This window comes from Nitrospirota bacterium, from assembly GCA_016180645.1.
In the GTDB taxonomy this organism is placed as follows: domain Bacteria; phylum JACPQY01; class JACPQY01; order JACPQY01; family JACPQY01; genus JACPAV01.
The window spans coordinates 95,975-112,311 of sequence record JACPAV010000024.1 but is presented as its reverse complement, the minus strand read 5'-3'; the positions used below and the strand labels follow the sequence as shown (position 1 = coordinate 112,311).

Here is a 16,337-nt window from a genome sequence, read left to right as displayed (position 1 = left end):
TTTCGGCCCCGGCCTTCCTCGCCGCTTCCAACGCGGCCTGGGCATCGGAAATTTCCTGGGTGGGAGGCTTGGGGCCACACGCATAAAGGAGAATGGAAAGACCGGCAACCAATGAGAGAAATCCGTTTCTCTTCATGATCCTTACTTTATCTCACGTTTGACGCGGAATGTCAAACGGGGATTGTTCCCCAGTTTGCAGGATGCTTGGCCCCATGGATCACTTCGGACGTCTTCTCTGACATTTTTCGCAATACGTGAAACTCCGCGAGGGTTCGCGGACGCGTTGGAGCGGCCGCCCGCATTTTGGGCATGGCCGCCTGAATTTTCCATATACTTGATGCTGTTCCTGAAACCGTCCGGGATGGCCGTCTACGTCGACGAAGTCTGAGATGGTCGACCCGCCCGACGCAATGGCGCGACGAAGGATTTCCGTGAGAGACGAGTGCAGTCGTTTCAAGGCTGTGACGGGCAGGCGATGGCCGAGAGCAAGCGGATGGATTCCGGCCTCGAACAGGGCCTCGTCCGAATAGATATTCCCCACCCCCGAGATGATCTTCTGATTCAGGAGGATGTGCTTAATGGGGGCACGATGAGCCCGGACTCGAGCAGCCCATTCGCCGGGGTCCACTTCAAAGGGATCCGGCCCGAGGGTGGAACGCGCCCACTCCTCCCATCGATCCCGGCCGAACACCACCACTTTTCCGAACCGGCGCGCATCCCGAAAATGCAATTCGGATGCGCCGAAAACGAAGCGAACGTGCGTGTGATTCAGCGCCGTTTCTCCACTGGATTGAAAACGAAGCTGCCCCGTCATGCCGAACCGGAGCGCCACGATCCGTTTTTCGCCCCGTCCGTTTCTTGAAAGCGAAATGACACCAAGCTTCCCCATCCGCCGAACCGCCCGGACGTCCAGCCCTCGCAGGTCCAGCCGATCCGGATTCTGAACGAAACCGGCGGTGTGAACGTGGAGATCATTCAGTCGTCGACCGGCCAGCTTTTCCTGTAGCTGTCGGCAAACGACTTCCGCTTCGGGGAGTTCCATCGGGCGCCTTCTCTCGAATCTGATCCCATTCTTTCATCCTCTCGGCGATCTCCTCTTCGTAACCCACCGGCTTCGGCCGATAGTACTGCCTACCCTCCAGTGATTTGGGCAAGTAAGATTGGCGGACTCCGGCCGCCGACGCATCGTGCGGATAGACATAATCGCGCCCGTACCCCAGGCCCTCCATGAATTCGGTCGGCGCATTCCGGAGATGGACCGGCACATCGAGCGTTCCCATGCGCTTTACGTCCCCCTTGGCCTCTAAGTAGGCCTTGTACGACGCGTTCGACTTTGGGGCCGTGGCCAGATAGGTGGTGGCCTGAGCAAGAGGGAGATACCCCTCGGGCATCCCGACGAAATCGAGCGACTGCATGGCCGACACGGCGACCTGAATGGCTTGCGGGTCGGCGTTCCCAACGTCCTCCGACGCAAAGATCACCAATCGCCGTGCGATGAAAAGTGGCTCCTCGCCCGCTTCCAGCATCCGCGCGAGCCAGTAGACCGCGGCATCGGCGTCGCTTCCGCGCATGCTCTTGATGAAGGCCGAAATGACATTGTAGTGTTCCTCGCGATCGCGATCGTAGCGATAGACTTTCCCCGCAAGCGCTTTTTGCAGTATCTCCGCGGTCACCGCCGATCCCGGAGCAGCCAATCGGGATACCACCTCAAGCGTGTTCAGGGCGCGTCGAGCGTCCCCATCCGCCCGCTCCGCGATTTCGCGAACCACGGAATCCGGAACCTGGACCCCCTGTTTGGCCAGCCCTTTCTCGGCATCGTGGATCGCCCGCCGGAGGATCTTCTCGACGTGCTCGGTGTCCAGCCGATTGAAAACGTAAACCTGACACCGCGAGAGCAGCGGGCTGATGATGTAGAAGGATGGATTCTCCGTGGTGGTGGCCAGCAGCGTGACGCTACCCTCCTCCACGTGCGGCAGGAAAATGTCCTGCTGGGTCTTGTTGAAGTGGTGGATCTCGTCTACAAAAACCAAGATTCCCCGTCCGAGGCTTTTCCACTCCTGGGTGGCGCGTTCCAGAACGGCTCTGACTTCCTTCGTCCCCGATGCGACCGCAGAAAATGAAACGACGCTTTTCTTCGTCGCCGCCTGTACCAGCCGGGCAACGGTCGTTTTCCCCGATCCCGGAGGCCCCCAGAGAACGGCCGACGGCACGGTGTCCCTTGCGATCAGTTCTCGAAGGGGCGATCCCTCTCCCAGCACGGCCTCCTGTCCCAGCACCTCATCCGGCATGACGGGTCGCATTCGCTCGGCGAGGGGAGCGGCGGCAGGCGGAATTCCACCTTTCACGGCCCGCTTTTCGAAAAGAGGAAGAGAATCGTCAGCCATGGGGAGAGTCTACCGCAACCGACCCCGCGCGTCTCGGTGGGCCGCGGCGGATCGCTATCGGAACTGCGGCTGGTACGGCTCGGAGCGCGGACGCCCGATGTGAAATCCCTGGCCCAATTCCACACCGAGGTTGACGAGCGTTTCGAAATCGATCGCCCTCTCGATGCCCTCCGCGATGGTGTTGGAGTTGATGCGCTGGGAGAGCTGGAGAATGGTCGTGGCGATCTCCCGCCGCGTGGAGTCTTCGTGAATGCCGTGGACAAGCATGTGGTCGATCTTGATGAAATCCGGCTTGAGGAAAGCGACCGACTCGATGGACGAGTATCCGGACCCCACGTCGTCCACCGCCACTCGCAGTCCGCGCGCCTTGATCTGCTTCAGGATGCGCGCGAACGACTCCGGGTCCTTGATCGCGGCGCGCTCGGTGACCTCGATGACAATCCGGTGAAGGGGCAGGGTTTTGTCCTGGAGGATCGGCAGTTGCTGGAAATCGCCGCTCTCGATGATGTTCGGCTCGACGTTGATGAAGTACAGGTGCTTGCCGTTGCCCCTCAGCATGTCCACCATGCGCTTCTGCCCGGCCTGCTCAAGGGGCAGCGTGAGACTGCACGTATGGGCCGTCGAAAAAAGAATGGAAGGATCTTCGAACTTCGTATTCTCGGGACCGCGGATCAGGACTTCGTATCCAAGGACGTACCCTTTCTGAAGATTGACGATCGGCTGGAACATCGGGCGCAAGTCGCCGCGGCGCACAATGTCCCGCAGCCGCTCCGCGCGGTAATTCCGCTCGCGCACATCCTCGTTCAACGCCATGTGGAGGGCTTCGTTGATCCCGCGATGGACAAGCCGTTCGAAGCGGACAAGCGGATTGTGCTCGATCACGTCATAGCCCACGAACACACCGTGGCGCCCCCCCCCGTTTCGATTCAACTGTGATTCGAGCACGGCCATCAATTCGAAGTTGAGCATCTGGCAGATTTCGTGCATGGCCGTTCGATCCACCGATTCGTCCCGGAAGCCCACGAACGCGATGAGGTCGCCCCCGCTCGGCCAGTCCACCGTGAGAACGTGCTCTGACGACAGCTCCCCGATGAACTCTTCAAACTTCGCGGAGACCAACTTGACCAAGTGATCGAAATTCTCCCGTCCGGCCTCTTCTTCGAAGCGGCTGTACTGGGTGAGGTCCACGTAAATCAGACCGAGTTGGCGGAGGTTTGCGAGCAGATCCTTTACTTTGGGAAGTGCCGCCGGCAGACTTGGGAAACCGGTCAGACCATCCTTGAGTAGATCATCCTGCTCGGAGGGCATATCTAACCCATTGTAACCAGAGGGCAGTATTTGTCAAACGTGATTTACGTCACAATTGACGCTACATTGCGGCATCACGTTGCGGCAATTAAGCTGGCCGCTCAGCGTGAATACCTCGATTCGCTCGGGGTAGCCGCGGGCTTCAGCCCGCGTCCCAAGACGCACCCATGAAGGGTGCGCCTACCGGACACGACTCGGACCCAAGCCTTTCCCGCCCCATTCAACGCCAACCGGAGTATAATCCCCCTTCCATGGGAACGAAGAAACAACCCATCATCATCGCGAAGAACGTCTCAAAATCCTTCGAGGGAGGCCGCGTGCAGGCTCTCCGCGACGTCAACCTCACCGTGGAGAGCGGCGAGTTCATGGCCATCATGGGACCGAGCGGAAGCGGGAAATCCACTCTCCTGAGCATCCTGGGCGCGCTGGAGCCACCCGAAGCCGGGGAGATTCTGTTCGAGGGACGCACCCTGTTCAGCCAGACCGATCTCGCCGACTTCCGGTCCCGCAAGATCGGTTTCGTTTTCCAGGCTTTTCACCTGATCCCCACGCTTACCGCTCTGGAAAACGTGCAAATTCCCATGATGGCGACCGAAGTGGACGTTGCCGAGCGGTCGCATCGCGCCGTCTCTCTCCTCGATGAATTCGGCCTCCATGAACGGCTCCATTTTCGTCCCCATCAACTCTCGGGCGGAGAACGTCAGAGGGTGGCGATCGCCCGCGCGTTGTCCAATTCGCCCGAGGTGATTCTGGCCGACGAACCGACGGGGAACCTCGATACCTCCTCCGCCGAAAAAGTACTCGAAGCCCTGGTCTCCGCCAACCAGGAGCACGGGGTGACGGTGATCGTGGTGACGCACGATCAGAGCGTCGCGTTCCACGCCCGGCGCGTGCTTCAGCTTCGCGACGGTCGAATCCAGGATGCCGCGGTGTCCCGCGACGGTCTGAACATTGAGCCGAAGTCCCCTCCAAAGGGCGTCATGGAGAAGCTGCGGTTCGTCAGGCTCGATGCCAACGGCGCGTTCTCGTTCAAGCGCATCCCGTTCAGCCGGAGCGATCGGGCCTCGGTCGAACGGATCATGAAGGACGACCTGTTCCCCTTGGAAAAGGCCGACATGATCAATCTGAGCACGGACGGTCTTCTCGCATTCACGCCTTCGCCTCTCGAGGAGGGCGATCTCATGGCGCTCTCGCTCTCTTTGCAGGATCAGCCGGTGCCCCTGCTCTGCCGCGTTTTGGGGCTGACGGCTTTGGAAGACCGCGGTTTTCAAGTCCGCGGCCAGTTCGTGGAAGTCTCAGAACACGCCCGCGACCGCCTCCTCGCCCACCTGGACACCCTCAACCACTCCTCCTGACCGCTCCCCCCTCCCTGGTTGGTAGCCGCAGGCCATGTTCCATGCCATGCCCTCCATGGCACGGCAACATATCATGGCCCCATACCCTCCTTGGCATGGGGCTTCAGCCTGCATCCTCTCTGCCATGCCCCGCAAGCCACGCCCTCGTCAGGACTATCTACCCGTCAGGTGACCGCCGACAATGGCTACAATGGGTTTCAGGGTTCGATTCCAAGGATCTGCGTCGAGCCCGAAGTTCTCCAGAGCCGTGGCCCCGTGGTTCGCGCATTCTGTCCAAGCTACGGGATGGGATCTCAAGTGAATATTCTCCGGTCGGCTCAGGAAACGATCGGGCAGGCGGGGGAGGAATCGCCGAAGGGGATGGTAGGGGAGGCTGAGTAGGAGGTAGCGCTCACGTGGGAGAGGCGAAGATCGGTCTCGACCCACTCACGAAGCAGATCGGCTGTGCTCCGGAATACGTCCAGGTCCGTCCGTTCCTCCGCTGCATCCGCAAAGGCCGCGTACCAGCGGCCGACGTGATCGGCGAGGAAGGATTGGTGGGCGTTCAAGCACACTTCCGACATTTCGCGGGCGCCTCGGCGCAATCCATACGCCGCCTTGAGGAGGACGACTGACATGAACTCCATCTCCGCACAAATGTGATCCGGCATGTCGGGTCGAGCCGCGACCGGCAGGAGTCCGAACGCCCGATAGAAGCCCGCCAAATCTCCAAGGATCCGTTCCTTCCGCGCCGGGCAATACGAAGTCTCATAGGGTGAACAAAGCGGGTTTGTCCCGAACAAGCGTTCGTGCTCGATACGGAGATCCTGTCCCCCCACCCCATTCAGCAGGCCGGCCATCCGATGCATGTGGGCTCGGACGGATTTGGGAACGGTCTGTATTTTCTCCAGCCCCAGCGCCAGCACTGAAAGATTCGTCGCCATCACATCCGTCTCGGGATAGCGGAAGCACCCCGCCAGGAAGCGATACACATCGGCGCAAACGATCCAGCGGTTAACCTCGTCATGGCCGACCGGACCGATGCCGCCGACCGCAGGCCGGCCTACTTCTGAATCTTGAGTGGAATCCATGGGAAGTAGTGCTTGCGCGCGCCGCGGTCCTCATCGGATCCGTTCCACAGCGCAAACGCGATTTTCGATTCGCCGTCAAAGGGAAGGACGCTGTCCATCGCGTCCTTCGACACAAGAGGGCGGATGAGAACGACCGTCCACGCACCACTCTTCCACTCGCCCCGGCCGGACGCGTCCTGCCGCGGCTGTGTGGTAAGCGTCCCGAACCCTTCCGCGATCAACTCCTCGACCGGCACCTTTCGCTTCATCAGGGAGACCGGATTGCCGACGTACGTTCCGGGCGAGTAGTTCATGGTCTGTCGGCCCGTCAGGCTGTCCTCCGTCAGGAACGGATACGCGCCGTTCAGAAAGGGGTAAACGTCCCACCATCCGTTCGGATAGATCTTCGCAACCCCCTGAAATCCGAGGTCCATGTCATCCTGCCACGTGGCTTTCCAGTGAACGATGTGAACGCGGCCTGCCGGCTGGCCCGGACCGGGCGACGCGTGACCCATGAACGGCGAAGGGTCCGCCGGGCCGATCGGGAATTCGATCGCGCAACCATCCGAGAAACGGCCGATGTCCTGGATGCTGTCACGCGTCCTGTCAGGCCACTGCAGGCGGATGGCGATGTCCGTCTCGTTATGGAGGCTGCGGACTTTCAGCGACGGGATGGTGAGTTCGATCAGCGAGGGCGCGATCATGTTCTGCGGCAGAAGCGCAAGCTCTGTTTCCGGCGCCGAACCCCATGCGTCGTCGGCCGGACCGGACGGAACGGGCTTGGGTCCAATGTTCTTCGATTCCACCTCGAAATCGCCCGCCATCGGCGCGGGCGCCACCATGAACAACGCGAGGATCGTCCCTGCGACGTTACGAAATATTGTGCCGGTAGACATTGTTTTCCTTGTCGAAATACGGGCGGATGTAGACCGGTTCCTTGAGAGGAACACGCACCACCTCCTGACCGTTCGTGTTGAGTCCCACCGCCATCTCTCCCTCGCGCCGGAACGATCCCAAGGTCTGGTCCGATGATCCGAACAAGAGGAGCGCCGCGAGCAGATCTTTGTCGTCCTTCGCGGCGCGATAGGCCGCGACCGCCGGGTCCAACGCCGGTCCGAACATCTGGAGCAGGAATTCGCGCGGAACGTGGATCGGTGGAATGTAGTAGACGTTCGGCTCCAATCCATACTGAGGATAAAGCGGCACGGCGATTTTCTTGATGCGAACGAGATAGTCGATCGGATTGTCCTTCTTCTCCTCGCCCGGCTTGCTGAGCCAGCCTTGGAGTCGGATCTTCCCGATGCACGTTTCCACGCATCGCGGCTGCTTCCCCTGTTCCAGAAGCGGGTAACAGGCGATGCACTTCTCCGAGACCCGTGTCATGAGATTGAAAAACACTTTCTTGTACGGGCAGGCTTTCACGCACTCACGGTAGCCGCGGCACCGCGACTGATCGATCAATACCACGCCGTCCTCCGGACGCTTGTAGATCGCCTTCCGCGGGCACGACGCCAAGCACGCGGGATACGTGCAGTGATTGCAGATCCGCGCGAGGTAGAACATCCACGTCTTGTGGATCCCCTGAAAGAACGCGCCCTTTTCGACGACCGCGGATACATCGTCTTCGCCGACGTTCGGTGAGGCGTAGTCCTCCTCTTGCGGCTGATATCCCAACACGCGTTCGCCGGGGGCCGCCGCTTCGAAAACCGTTTTCCCTGCGTAAGCGCCGCCGTTCCACTCCTGCGGACCGAGCTTCTCCAGGATTTTGACATCCCACCCGAGCGGATAAAACCCGTACGGCTTCGTCTCGACGTTGTTCCAGAACATGTACTCCTGGCCCTTCCCGGAGGTCCACGTCGTCTTGCAGGCAATGGAGCACGTCTGGCACTCGATGCACTTGTTGGTATCGAAAATGTAGGCGACCTGCTTCTTGGGGCGCGACTCCTCGTAGGGGTACTCCATCTCGCGCCGAATCTGCCAATTCTTCACCTTCGGCATCGCTTCGCCTACGCCTTCACCTTGACGAAACCGCCCTGCAAGAAGGATTTCATGGAATCATTCTCATATCCGGGCCGGAACCCGTCCTTCGCAGGCTTCCAGAGTTTTTCGCCTCCGTACCCACCGTCCTCGGCCTTGGTGATCTTGACGAAACTTTCACGCGGCGCGCCGGTGGGGCAGTGGACGTCCGGCATGAAACCCTTCCCGATTTTCTGGCCCAGGAGATCCTTTCGCACGAGCGAGTCGGTCATCCACGTCGGCTTGAGCCAGCCGCGCGTGCAGCTCTGGTGGCTGCCGTACCGGTAGATGGACTGGTAGCCCGTCTCCGGACCCTTCGCCAAGCCCGTCGGATTCGTCTCGTGCCCCTTCACGCTCTGGTAGGTCGATCCAAACATGTTGTGCCAGGTTCGCGCCACGCCGCGCGGTGTACCGGGATAGTACCGCGCACGCAACAGGAGCCGCGCCAACTTGTATTCCTCGGTACCCTTCTTCCAACCGCGATAGGGCCGGTCCGCCGGGTCCGCGTCGATCCACACGTAATCCCCATCCTCAATTCCCAGTTCCTTGCCGTCGAGCGGATTGATGTCGACGAACGACTCGACCACGAACGGCTTGCGCTTGTCGTGCCGGTACACGTCCCCGAACGGGCCGAACCACACGGCCACGACGTCCGTATCCACCGGCGTTGTGTGTGCGCCGTGACGATACTTGGGGGTGTGATAGATGAACCGGTGCCCTTCCTTCATAAGCGGATGCTGCGTGTTCTTGACGTCGCTCCAGGGCTTGACCACGTGGCGGGTTTGGCGTTTGTCGCCGGATAACTCGGCGCGATTCACGCCATAATCCTCCGGGGATTTCGGCTTGAGGGCCGGGTGCGGCGCCGACACGATGACGTTCGGCTCGTAGAAGGTGGAATCCACCGGCTCCCGGTAGACCAGCATGTTCTCGCCGCTGTCGATGAATTCCGGTTCGTCGCGATAAAACTCCAGCCGGCCGGATTTCGTGTACCAAGGCTTGTCTTCGTTCGACTGCTCCCATCCGGCGGCTTTCGGATACGTGCGGCTCAGGAGAATCGATGGGACGCCCTCCTGCGCTTTCTTTTCGATGTCGTTCATCTTGTATCCGCGCGTGGCGCTGCTGTGATCGAGCACGCGTTGGAGGTACGGCTCCGCGGTGCCCTCGTTCACGAACTTCCACATGTCGCGGAACCGCGAATCGCCCGTCACGTCCGCCATCGCATTCGAGAGTCCGGCGGCCACTTCCAGATCGGATCGCGTGTTGAAAATTCGCGGGAGCGGCGACCGGGGATAAACGTAGAGGAACGGATTGGTCACGGAAATGGTGAGGTCCGGATATTTGAACTCCGCCCAGGAATCGACGGGGAAGACGACGTCGGCGTACTCGCAGGAGGCCGTCCACCACCACTCGTTCACGGCGATGAACTCCACGCGCGGGAACACGTTGATCACCGATTCGTAGTGTCCCTTTGCATTGCCGATGAGGGAGTTGCTGTTCGTGACGTGGATCGCCTTGGTGGGCGTAGGAATGTGGCTCTTCCCCGTAATCAGCGTCTTGCCCGCGCGGAGGACGTGCTCGCTGTCGTTGAAGTAATGGACCGATTCGGCTTTCGAGTAGCCTTTGGGGCGGGATGGCTTGGCGCCGTCCAGCTCCAGGTCGAAGGGGTTCTCCGCGATGAACTGCGGCAGGCCGTTGAAGAAGGCGGCGCGATAGTTGCCCGCGAAACTGCCCACGTTCGCGCCGATGAGCCCGATGTTCCGCGTGAGGGCGGCGAGGAAGAAGATCGCGCGGTCCTTGAGATCATTGTTGAAAAACTGGTTCGGGCCCATGCCCACGGCGAACAGCGTGGCGGCCTTGTTCTTCGCGATCTCCCGCGCCAGCCATTCGATCCCCTCCTTCGGCGCCCAGGTGATTTCGCTCGTCTGCTCCACGTTGAAGTTCTTCTCGACATACTCGGACAGGAGATCGAATACCGTTCTCACCGCCACGCTTTCCCCGGACGCCAGTTTCACCGTGAACGCTCCCGACACGGCCGGCTTGAGCGCGGCCGCTTTCTTTCCGTATTCGTCCCGGCTGACGGCCTTCGGCCCCTTGGCCGTCTCGTCCCATACGACGTAATCGCCCCATTCGTTCCGGAGGGCTTCGGGGACGATCGGAGTGGGCTGAAGGTGATTCGGAGGCGACTTCGCGCCCGAGGCCTCGACGGACACGTAGTTCCGGAGCGTCGACGCTTTCCGATCCGGCCAGACTTCCGCCGCGCGGAGGAGTTTCAGGTTGTCCATGCGGACGAGGAACGGAAGGTCGGTGTAGCGGCGAATGTACTCCTCGTCGTGCAACTTCTCTTTGAGGATTACGCCGGCCAGTCCGAGGGCCAGAGCGGGAGTGGTGCCGGGACGAACGACAAGTGCGGCATCCGCCTTGTTCGCCGTGGCGCTGTATTCGCACGCGATCACCACGGTTTTGGTTCCCTTGAGGCGAGCCTCGGTCAACCAGTGGGCGTCCGGCATTTTGGTGGCGATCCAATTCATTCCCCAGGCGATGACGAGCTTCGCGTTCTCCACGCACACGAGGTCCCAGTCCACCGTCTGCTGGCCGGTCACCATGGGATGGCCCGGCGGGAGATCCGTATGCCACGAGTAGTTGTCCCACCCGCGCGCGCCGATCGCCTTGTCGGGACCGACGTTTCGGATTTTGGCATCGAGGAGGGCCATGCTGTTGGCCAGACGGTACTGCGCGAAAATGCGCGTGGCCCCGAGGGCGGCCATTCCGCCGCGGAACTTGATCGTCTGCACGCCCGCTCCACCGACGGCTTCGACCATGGCCTCGTCGTACCCCTGCGCCTTCAGCCGCTTCACGCCTTGCTCTCCCGAGTATGTCTCCGCAATGTTGGCCATCGCTTTCGCGGAGAATTGAAACGCTTCATCCCAGGACACTCGGAGCCAGCCGTCGCGCCCCCGATTGACGTACTTGGACGGTACTCGGCCGGTTTCCGGATCGCGGGGGAATCCGTCCATCACCCACTGCCGGAATCCGGCCCGCACGAGCGGATATTTGCATCGGCGGTCGCCGTAAAACCGGCGGACGAGCGCGAGTCCCTTCTGGCAGCAGCGCGGCTCCCAACGGTGCGATGCTTTGTTTCCATAGAGGTCCACGGCCTTGCCGAAACCGTAGGTGGGACCGAGGCGCGTGATGACGCCGTTCTTCACGTAGGCGCGGAGGAGGCAGTTGTGCGTGTCGTTCGGGGCGCAGAGAAAACTGAACGTGCTGTCGTAGGCAAGGAGATCGCGGTACACCGATTCCCATCCGCGATTCGGGTACTGCGCGAGTGGATTCGGCGTGTCGAACGGTTCGAAGAAGGTGAACACGCTTCCCCACGCGTCTTTCGTCATGAACGCGAGCGATCCGCCCGCGCCGGCCATCAATTGGAGAAAAGTTCTTCGAGAGGGTGATTCGTCGCTCTTATTATGATCGTTATTGTCAAGATTAGGGCTACTCGAAACCGATTTCGGGTCGTTCATGGACCGTCACGGTACCCAACCCGGTCCTACCCCGAAATGACGCCCATCAAGTTTTTTTTCATGACCGCCGTCACCCATTATTCACTTTCGGATCACCCCCCACCAAGATGGCCGGGGGTGTGCTACGGGAAGTTGAGGACTTGGGTAGGAATGCTCTTGTTCGTAGGCGAATCGGCGCCGTCACCGATCTGGCCGAGGTTGTTCTCTCCCCAGCACTTGATCGTGCCATCGGAGATCATGGCGCAGGTGAACTCCTCGCCACCGCCAAGGGCGACCACCGAGCTGAGTGAAGTCACGTTCACGGGGATCAAACTGTCGGTTGTTGTTCCATCACCAAGCTGCCCGCTGTTGTTGCGTCCCCAACACTTCACCGCGCCGTTCGAAAGCAGCGCGCAGGTGTGGGTGTAACCGCCAGCCATCGCAATGGCATTGGTGAGGGAAGTGACCGCCACGGGCACAGAAGCATTGGTGGTTGTGCCGTCACCGAGTTGCCCGTAGTTGTCCCGCCCCCAGCATCGTGCCGCACCGTCGGCGAGCAGGGCGCAACTGTGCTCGACGCCGGCCATAACCGAGACGGCGTTGGTGAGGGATGAGACGGCCACAGGGGAGTGTTTGTTGATGCCGGAGCCGTTACCCAGGGCACCTCTCGCTCCATATCCCCAGCAATTCACCGTTCCATCGAATATCAGGGCGCAGGTGTGACCACTGGTCACGTCGTACCCGCCGCCGGTTTCTACCGCCACCGCTCCGGTCAGCGTCGAGACCGCCACCGGCGTGTTCTTGCTCAACGAGGTCCCATCGCCAAGTTGGCCGGCAAAGTTCAGGCCCCAGCACTTCACGGAACCCTCCGCAGCCAGCGCGCAAGTGTGAGCTTTCCCGGCGTCAATCGCGACGGCATTGCTGAGGCCGGTCACAGCCACCGGAGTGAGCCGAGTCGTTGTCGTTCCATCACCGACCTGGCCGGTGCCGTTGTTGCCCCAGCACTTGACCCCGCCGTCGCTCGTGACGGCGCAGGAATGGGTAGTCCCGGTCGCCAGCGCCACCACCCCGGTGAGCGAAGAGGGAACGACGGGGCTTCCGGCGGCGACGGTCGTGCCGCCATCGCCGAGCTGGCCGACGTTCCCGCCGCCCCAACACCGGACGGTCCCTTCCGAGACCAGGGCGCACATATGGAGGGTGCCTCCATCAAGCCCTTTGCGGAACGGGCGTGCGGATGCGCCGGTGGCGGCGGTATCTCTGACTCGCGGGAGCTTTGCCCCGAGGGGGCCCGCGGGCATGGTCACTGAAACAGGAGTGAACCGCTCGGTTACGGTCCCGTCGCCCAGCCCGCCCGCAGTATTGATTCCCCAGCACCGCACCCAGCCATCCGAATGGAGTGAACACGTAAAGTTGTTGCCACCCGCAACCGCCACGGCCCCCGTGAGGCTCGACACGGCGACAGGCGTCCAGCTATTGTTCGAAGTGCCATCTCCAAGCTGACCATTGCCGTTGAGTCCCCAGCACTTCACGGTCCCATCCGAAAGCAATCCACAGGTGTGGTCTATGCCGCCCGCAACCGCCGCCACGTTGGTGAGCGTGGAGACAGCCACGGAGGTCCACCTGTCGACCGTGGTGCCATCCCCGAGCTGACCGAACAGGTTGGACCCCCAACATCGAACCGTGCCGTCCGATACGAGTCCGCAGGAGTGATTGCCGCCGGCCGCGAGGGAAACGGCGTTGGTCAGTGATGAGACCGCAATCGGCGTCGTCTTGTCCACCGTGGAACCATCGCCGATCTCTCCATAATTGTTCCATCCCCAGCACTTGACCGTGCCATCAGGCAACAACGCGCAAGTGTGATAGCCTCCCGATGCCACGGCAATCGCGTTCGTCAGGCTCGAAACCGCCACGGGCGTGCTCTTGCTGTTGTTGGACGATCCGTCCCCCAACTGCCCGTACTGATCGCTGCCCCAGCACCGGACCGAGCCGCCCGACACCAACCCGCAGGAGAAAAAGTGGCCTCCCGCAACCTGCACCGCGCTCGTCAGGGATGAGACGGCCGTAGGCACGGACCTCAACACCGTCGATCCGTCACCCAATTGTCCAAAGTCGTTCTTTCCCCAACACCGGACGGAGCCGTCCGCCAGCAGACCGCACGTATGATTTCGAGCCCCCGACAGCGCGACGGCACCGGTCAGACTTGTTACGGCCACCGGAGCGGTCTGCATGCTGACGGACGAACCGTCACCCAGTTGTCCGTAGACATTGTCGCCCCAGCACCGGGCGGTTCCGTTCGACAGCAACGTGCAGGCATGCTGCCCAAAGTGATTGGTGACGGCCTGGGCTATCCTCGTGCCCCACGTCATGGCCGACCTCTCGGTCCCATTTGCATCCGCATTATTCACCGTGTCCACCGCCTTGACCATGAAGTAGTAGGAGGTCCCGGTGCTCAGGCCGCTGACGGAGTAGCTCGTTGCACCGGCGGAGGTCGTGTAGGACGTTACGAACGAGCTGCCGCACGCTCCCCTCGTCGTGCTCATGCAGATCTTGTACACGAGGCTCGAGCTCGCACTGACGTTGTCCGTCGCCGCGGACCACGCCAGGTTGATCTGGTACGTCGCAACCGCGGTGGCCGAGACCAGACCCGAGAACGTCGGAGGAGTTACATCGATTGTCCACGTGGAGGAGGCCGCCGGTCCCGTGTTCCCCGCCGCGTCTTTCGCCTGCACTTGGAACGTATGCGATCCCCCCGAGAGCCCCGTGTAACTCTTCGGCGAGGTGCATGCCGCAAAGGCCGCAGTGTCGAGTGAACACTCCAACGTGCAGGAAGAATCGTTGCACGTGAACGTGAACGTCGCAGTCGTTGATCCGCTGATAGCTGACGGCTGAGAGCTGATCGCTACGGTTGGCGCCGTCGTGTCCACCGACCACGCATAGGAAACCGGCGTGGGGTCGGTGTTCCCCGCAGGATCGATGGACCGCACGGCAAACGTGTGGCCCGCGTCCTTCGACACGCTCAGGACGAGCGGGCTCACGCAGGCAGAATACGTTCCATTGTCCGTGGAGCACTGGAATGTTGCCGCCGTGTCAGGCGACGTGAACTTGAAGGTGGCCGAGGTCTGGTTGCTGACCGCCGGCGGCTGATCGCTGATCGCTGTGTCCGGGGGCGTCGTGTCCACCGTCCACGTGAACGTCGCCGGTGTGGGATCCTTGTTCCCCGCCGTGTCGACGGCGTGGACGGAGAAGGTGTGGCTGCCGTCCGAGAGGAGAGAGAGCGTAAGGGGTGACGCGCAAGAAGAAGGCGTGCCAATGTCCAATTGGCAGAAGAAGGAGCAGGTAGGCGCAGGCTTTACGCCTGCGTCCAAAGACGCACCCATAAAGGGTGCGGCTACCGGGTCAGTGCAGGAGAACTCGAACCCGGCCGAAGTCCTGTTGCTGACCGCTGACGGCTGAACGCTGATAGCTGTCTCGGGAGGCGTCGTGTCACATACGTTCCCCTCGTCGATCTCGGAATCGCAATCGTTGTCCTTGCCGTCGCAGATTTCCACGCTGGGGACGCAGGTGGGGAGAACGACAAACGAGAATCGGGCCGGTGTGGGGTCTGCATTGCCGAAGCCATCGGCCGCCTGGACCGCAAGGTCATACGCACCGTCCTTCGACAGCCTCAGGACAAACGGTGATGTGCACGGCCTTGCCTCGAAACGCTCCGGTCCCGTGAGTGAGCAGCGATACGCGCAGAAGTCCTCGTTGCACGAGAAGGCAGCAACAACCTCCTGACCACTTTCGACTGACGGCTCACGACTGACGACGGCGGTGTCCGGCGGCGTCAAGTCCGGCGAAGGCAGTTCGTACGATTCCGGCACCCCCTGCTTCGTCAGGAACGGCTTGAGGTCTTTTTGGAGCACAAGAAAAACTTTTTCCGCCTGCTCCGGAGCCGGTGCGCTCGCGGGATCCGCAGCCATGAGAAGCGCGGCCTCCAAACCCACCTCGGCTTGAATCACAACAATCTCCATCAGGGTCGACACTCCGTCCCCGTCCGCATCGGGCAGTTGGATCTCACCCGGTTCCACCGGGCGCTCCACAATCGTCTCCGTTCCTGGGACACCCCCGCCCAGTCCGACTTCCGTCCGAAGCAGCGTACTGGCAAGAACCATTTCCGGGCGCGAGGCCACTCGAATGCGGATGCCCAAGGCATGCAAGCCCGGTGAAAGAATGGATCTCGGCACGGCGGCGGAAATCTCGATCCCGAGGTCCCCCGAATCGGAGGACTGTCGCTTTTTTGATTTCGGAATGTTTCCATTGGGGCGAGCCGGCGCACCCGGCAATCCCACGGGCTCTCCAAATCCACGCACGCCGCCCCTCACTCCCCCGCGCACCGCCGCGGGAACACCCTCAGCCACAACCTGCTCGTCCCAGAGCACATCCGCAAGCACGCCCGCATCCTTCCCCGCACCCCGAACACCCGACCTCAACCCCTGATTCACCGCCTCCAGCATCGCAGCCTGCTCGACCGTCAGCGGCAACACCGCCTCCACCTTCAATGTGCCGGGATCCACGGCTTCGGGTGGCTTCGCCGATTCCGACCGCCCCGCCTTGCCGGTCAGTCCGCACCCGGAGAATCCGATCGCCAGAAAAAATGCGAGCCCGCATATCAAAATCCGGTAGAGCCAATCTCCATTCAATGCCGTGGCTCCTGTCCAAGGTGAGTCTTGCATCCGTCCGTATCGC

The 16,337-nt window shown here is 61.5% G+C and carries 9 protein-coding genes; 1 reads left to right on the top strand and 8 read right to left on the bottom strand.

Going from position 1 to position 16,337, the window contains the following annotated elements; genetic code table 11:
* Positions 1-217: 217 nt before the first annotated feature.
* The 3 genes from mutM to HYT87_14580 are packed head-to-tail and all read right to left on the bottom strand — an operon-like array spanning position 218 to position 3,692.
* Positions 218-1,042 (bottom strand): bifunctional DNA-formamidopyrimidine glycosylase/DNA-(apurinic or apyrimidinic site) lyase, encoded by an 825-nt coding sequence (mutM, locus tag HYT87_14590; GenBank protein MBI2060991.1) that lies wholly within the window; start codon positions 1,040-1,042, stop codon positions 218-220.
* Positions 972-2,384 (bottom strand): replication-associated recombination protein A, encoded by a 1,413-nt coding sequence (locus HYT87_14585; GenBank protein ID MBI2060990.1) that lies wholly within the window; start codon positions 2,382-2,384, stop codon positions 972-974. Before HYT87_14585 ends, mutM begins: the two co-directional genes overlap by 71 nt.
* Positions 2,385-2,438: 54 nt before the next feature.
* A complete protein-coding gene (locus HYT87_14580; GenBank protein ID MBI2060989.1) occupies positions 2,439-3,692 on the bottom strand; it encodes an EAL domain-containing protein in 1,254 nt (417 codons plus the stop codon).
* A gap of 251 nt (positions 3,693-3,943) precedes the next feature.
* Between HYT87_14580 and HYT87_14575 the strand changes: the two genes are divergently transcribed.
* Complete coding sequence (locus tag HYT87_14575) at positions 3,944-5,047, top strand: ABC transporter ATP-binding protein (protein MBI2060988.1); 1,104 nt, start codon at positions 3,944-3,946, stop codon at positions 5,045-5,047.
* Between the two features lie 317 nt (positions 5,048-5,364).
* On the opposite strand, the gene HYT87_14570 is transcribed toward HYT87_14575, so the two are convergent.
* The 5 genes from HYT87_14570 to HYT87_14550 form a co-directional block, all read right to left on the bottom strand.
* Positions 5,365-6,117, bottom strand: coding sequence for a molecular chaperone TorD family protein (locus HYT87_14570; GenBank protein MBI2060987.1), 753 nt, complete (start codon positions 6,115-6,117; stop codon positions 5,365-5,367).
* Positions 6,090-6,992 carry a hypothetical protein gene (locus HYT87_14565; GenBank protein ID MBI2060986.1) on the bottom strand — a complete coding sequence of 301 codons (903 nt, stop codon included), beginning with the start codon at positions 6,990-6,992 and terminating at the stop codon, positions 6,090-6,092. Before HYT87_14565 ends, HYT87_14570 begins: the two co-directional genes overlap by 28 nt.
* Positions 6,967-8,094, bottom strand: a complete 1,128-nt coding sequence (locus HYT87_14560; GenBank protein ID MBI2060985.1) for a dehydrogenase — start codon at positions 8,092-8,094, stop codon at positions 6,967-6,969. Before HYT87_14560 ends, HYT87_14565 begins: the two co-directional genes overlap by 26 nt.
* Positions 8,095-8,102: 8 nt before the next feature.
* Positions 8,103-11,630: a molybdopterin-dependent oxidoreductase gene (locus tag HYT87_14555; GenBank protein ID MBI2060984.1), complete on the bottom strand. Its 3,528-nt coding sequence runs from the start codon at positions 11,628-11,630 to the stop codon at positions 8,103-8,105.
* A gap of 122 nt (positions 11,631-11,752) precedes the next feature.
* On the bottom strand, positions 11,753-16,324 hold the full coding sequence (locus tag HYT87_14550; GenBank protein MBI2060983.1) for a hypothetical protein: 4,572 nt from the start codon (positions 16,322-16,324) through the stop codon (positions 11,753-11,755).
* Positions 16,325-16,337 lie beyond the last annotated feature (13 nt).

Coding starts and splice junctions, on each gene's coding strand:
- mutM (MBI2060991.1), bottom strand. CDS start 1,042: ATGGAACTCCCCGAAGCGGAAGTCGTTTGCCGACAGCTACAGGAAAAG.
- HYT87_14580 (MBI2060989.1), bottom strand. CDS start 3,692: ATGCCCTCCGAGCAGGATGATCTACTCAAGGATGGTCTGACCGGTTTC.
- HYT87_14565 (MBI2060986.1), bottom strand. CDS start 6,992: ATGTCTACCGGCACAATATTTCGTAACGTCGCAGGGACGATCCTCGCG.
- HYT87_14550 (MBI2060983.1), bottom strand. CDS start 16,324: ATGCAAGACTCACCTTGGACAGGAGCCACGGCATTGAATGGAGATTGG.
- HYT87_14585 (MBI2060990.1), bottom strand. CDS start 2,384: ATGGCTGACGATTCTCTTCCTCTTTTCGAAAAGCGGGCCGTGAAAGGT.
- HYT87_14560 (MBI2060985.1), bottom strand. CDS start 8,094: ATGCCGAAGGTGAAGAATTGGCAGATTCGGCGCGAGATGGAGTACCCC.
- HYT87_14555 (MBI2060984.1), bottom strand. CDS start 11,630: ATGAACGACCCGAAATCGGTTTCGAGTAGCCCTAATCTTGACAATAAC.
- HYT87_14575 (MBI2060988.1), top strand. CDS start 3,944: ATGGGAACGAAGAAACAACCCATCATCATCGCGAAGAACGTCTCAAAA.
- HYT87_14570 (MBI2060987.1), bottom strand. CDS start 6,117: ATGGATTCCACTCAAGATTCAGAAGTAGGCCGGCCTGCGGTCGGCGGC.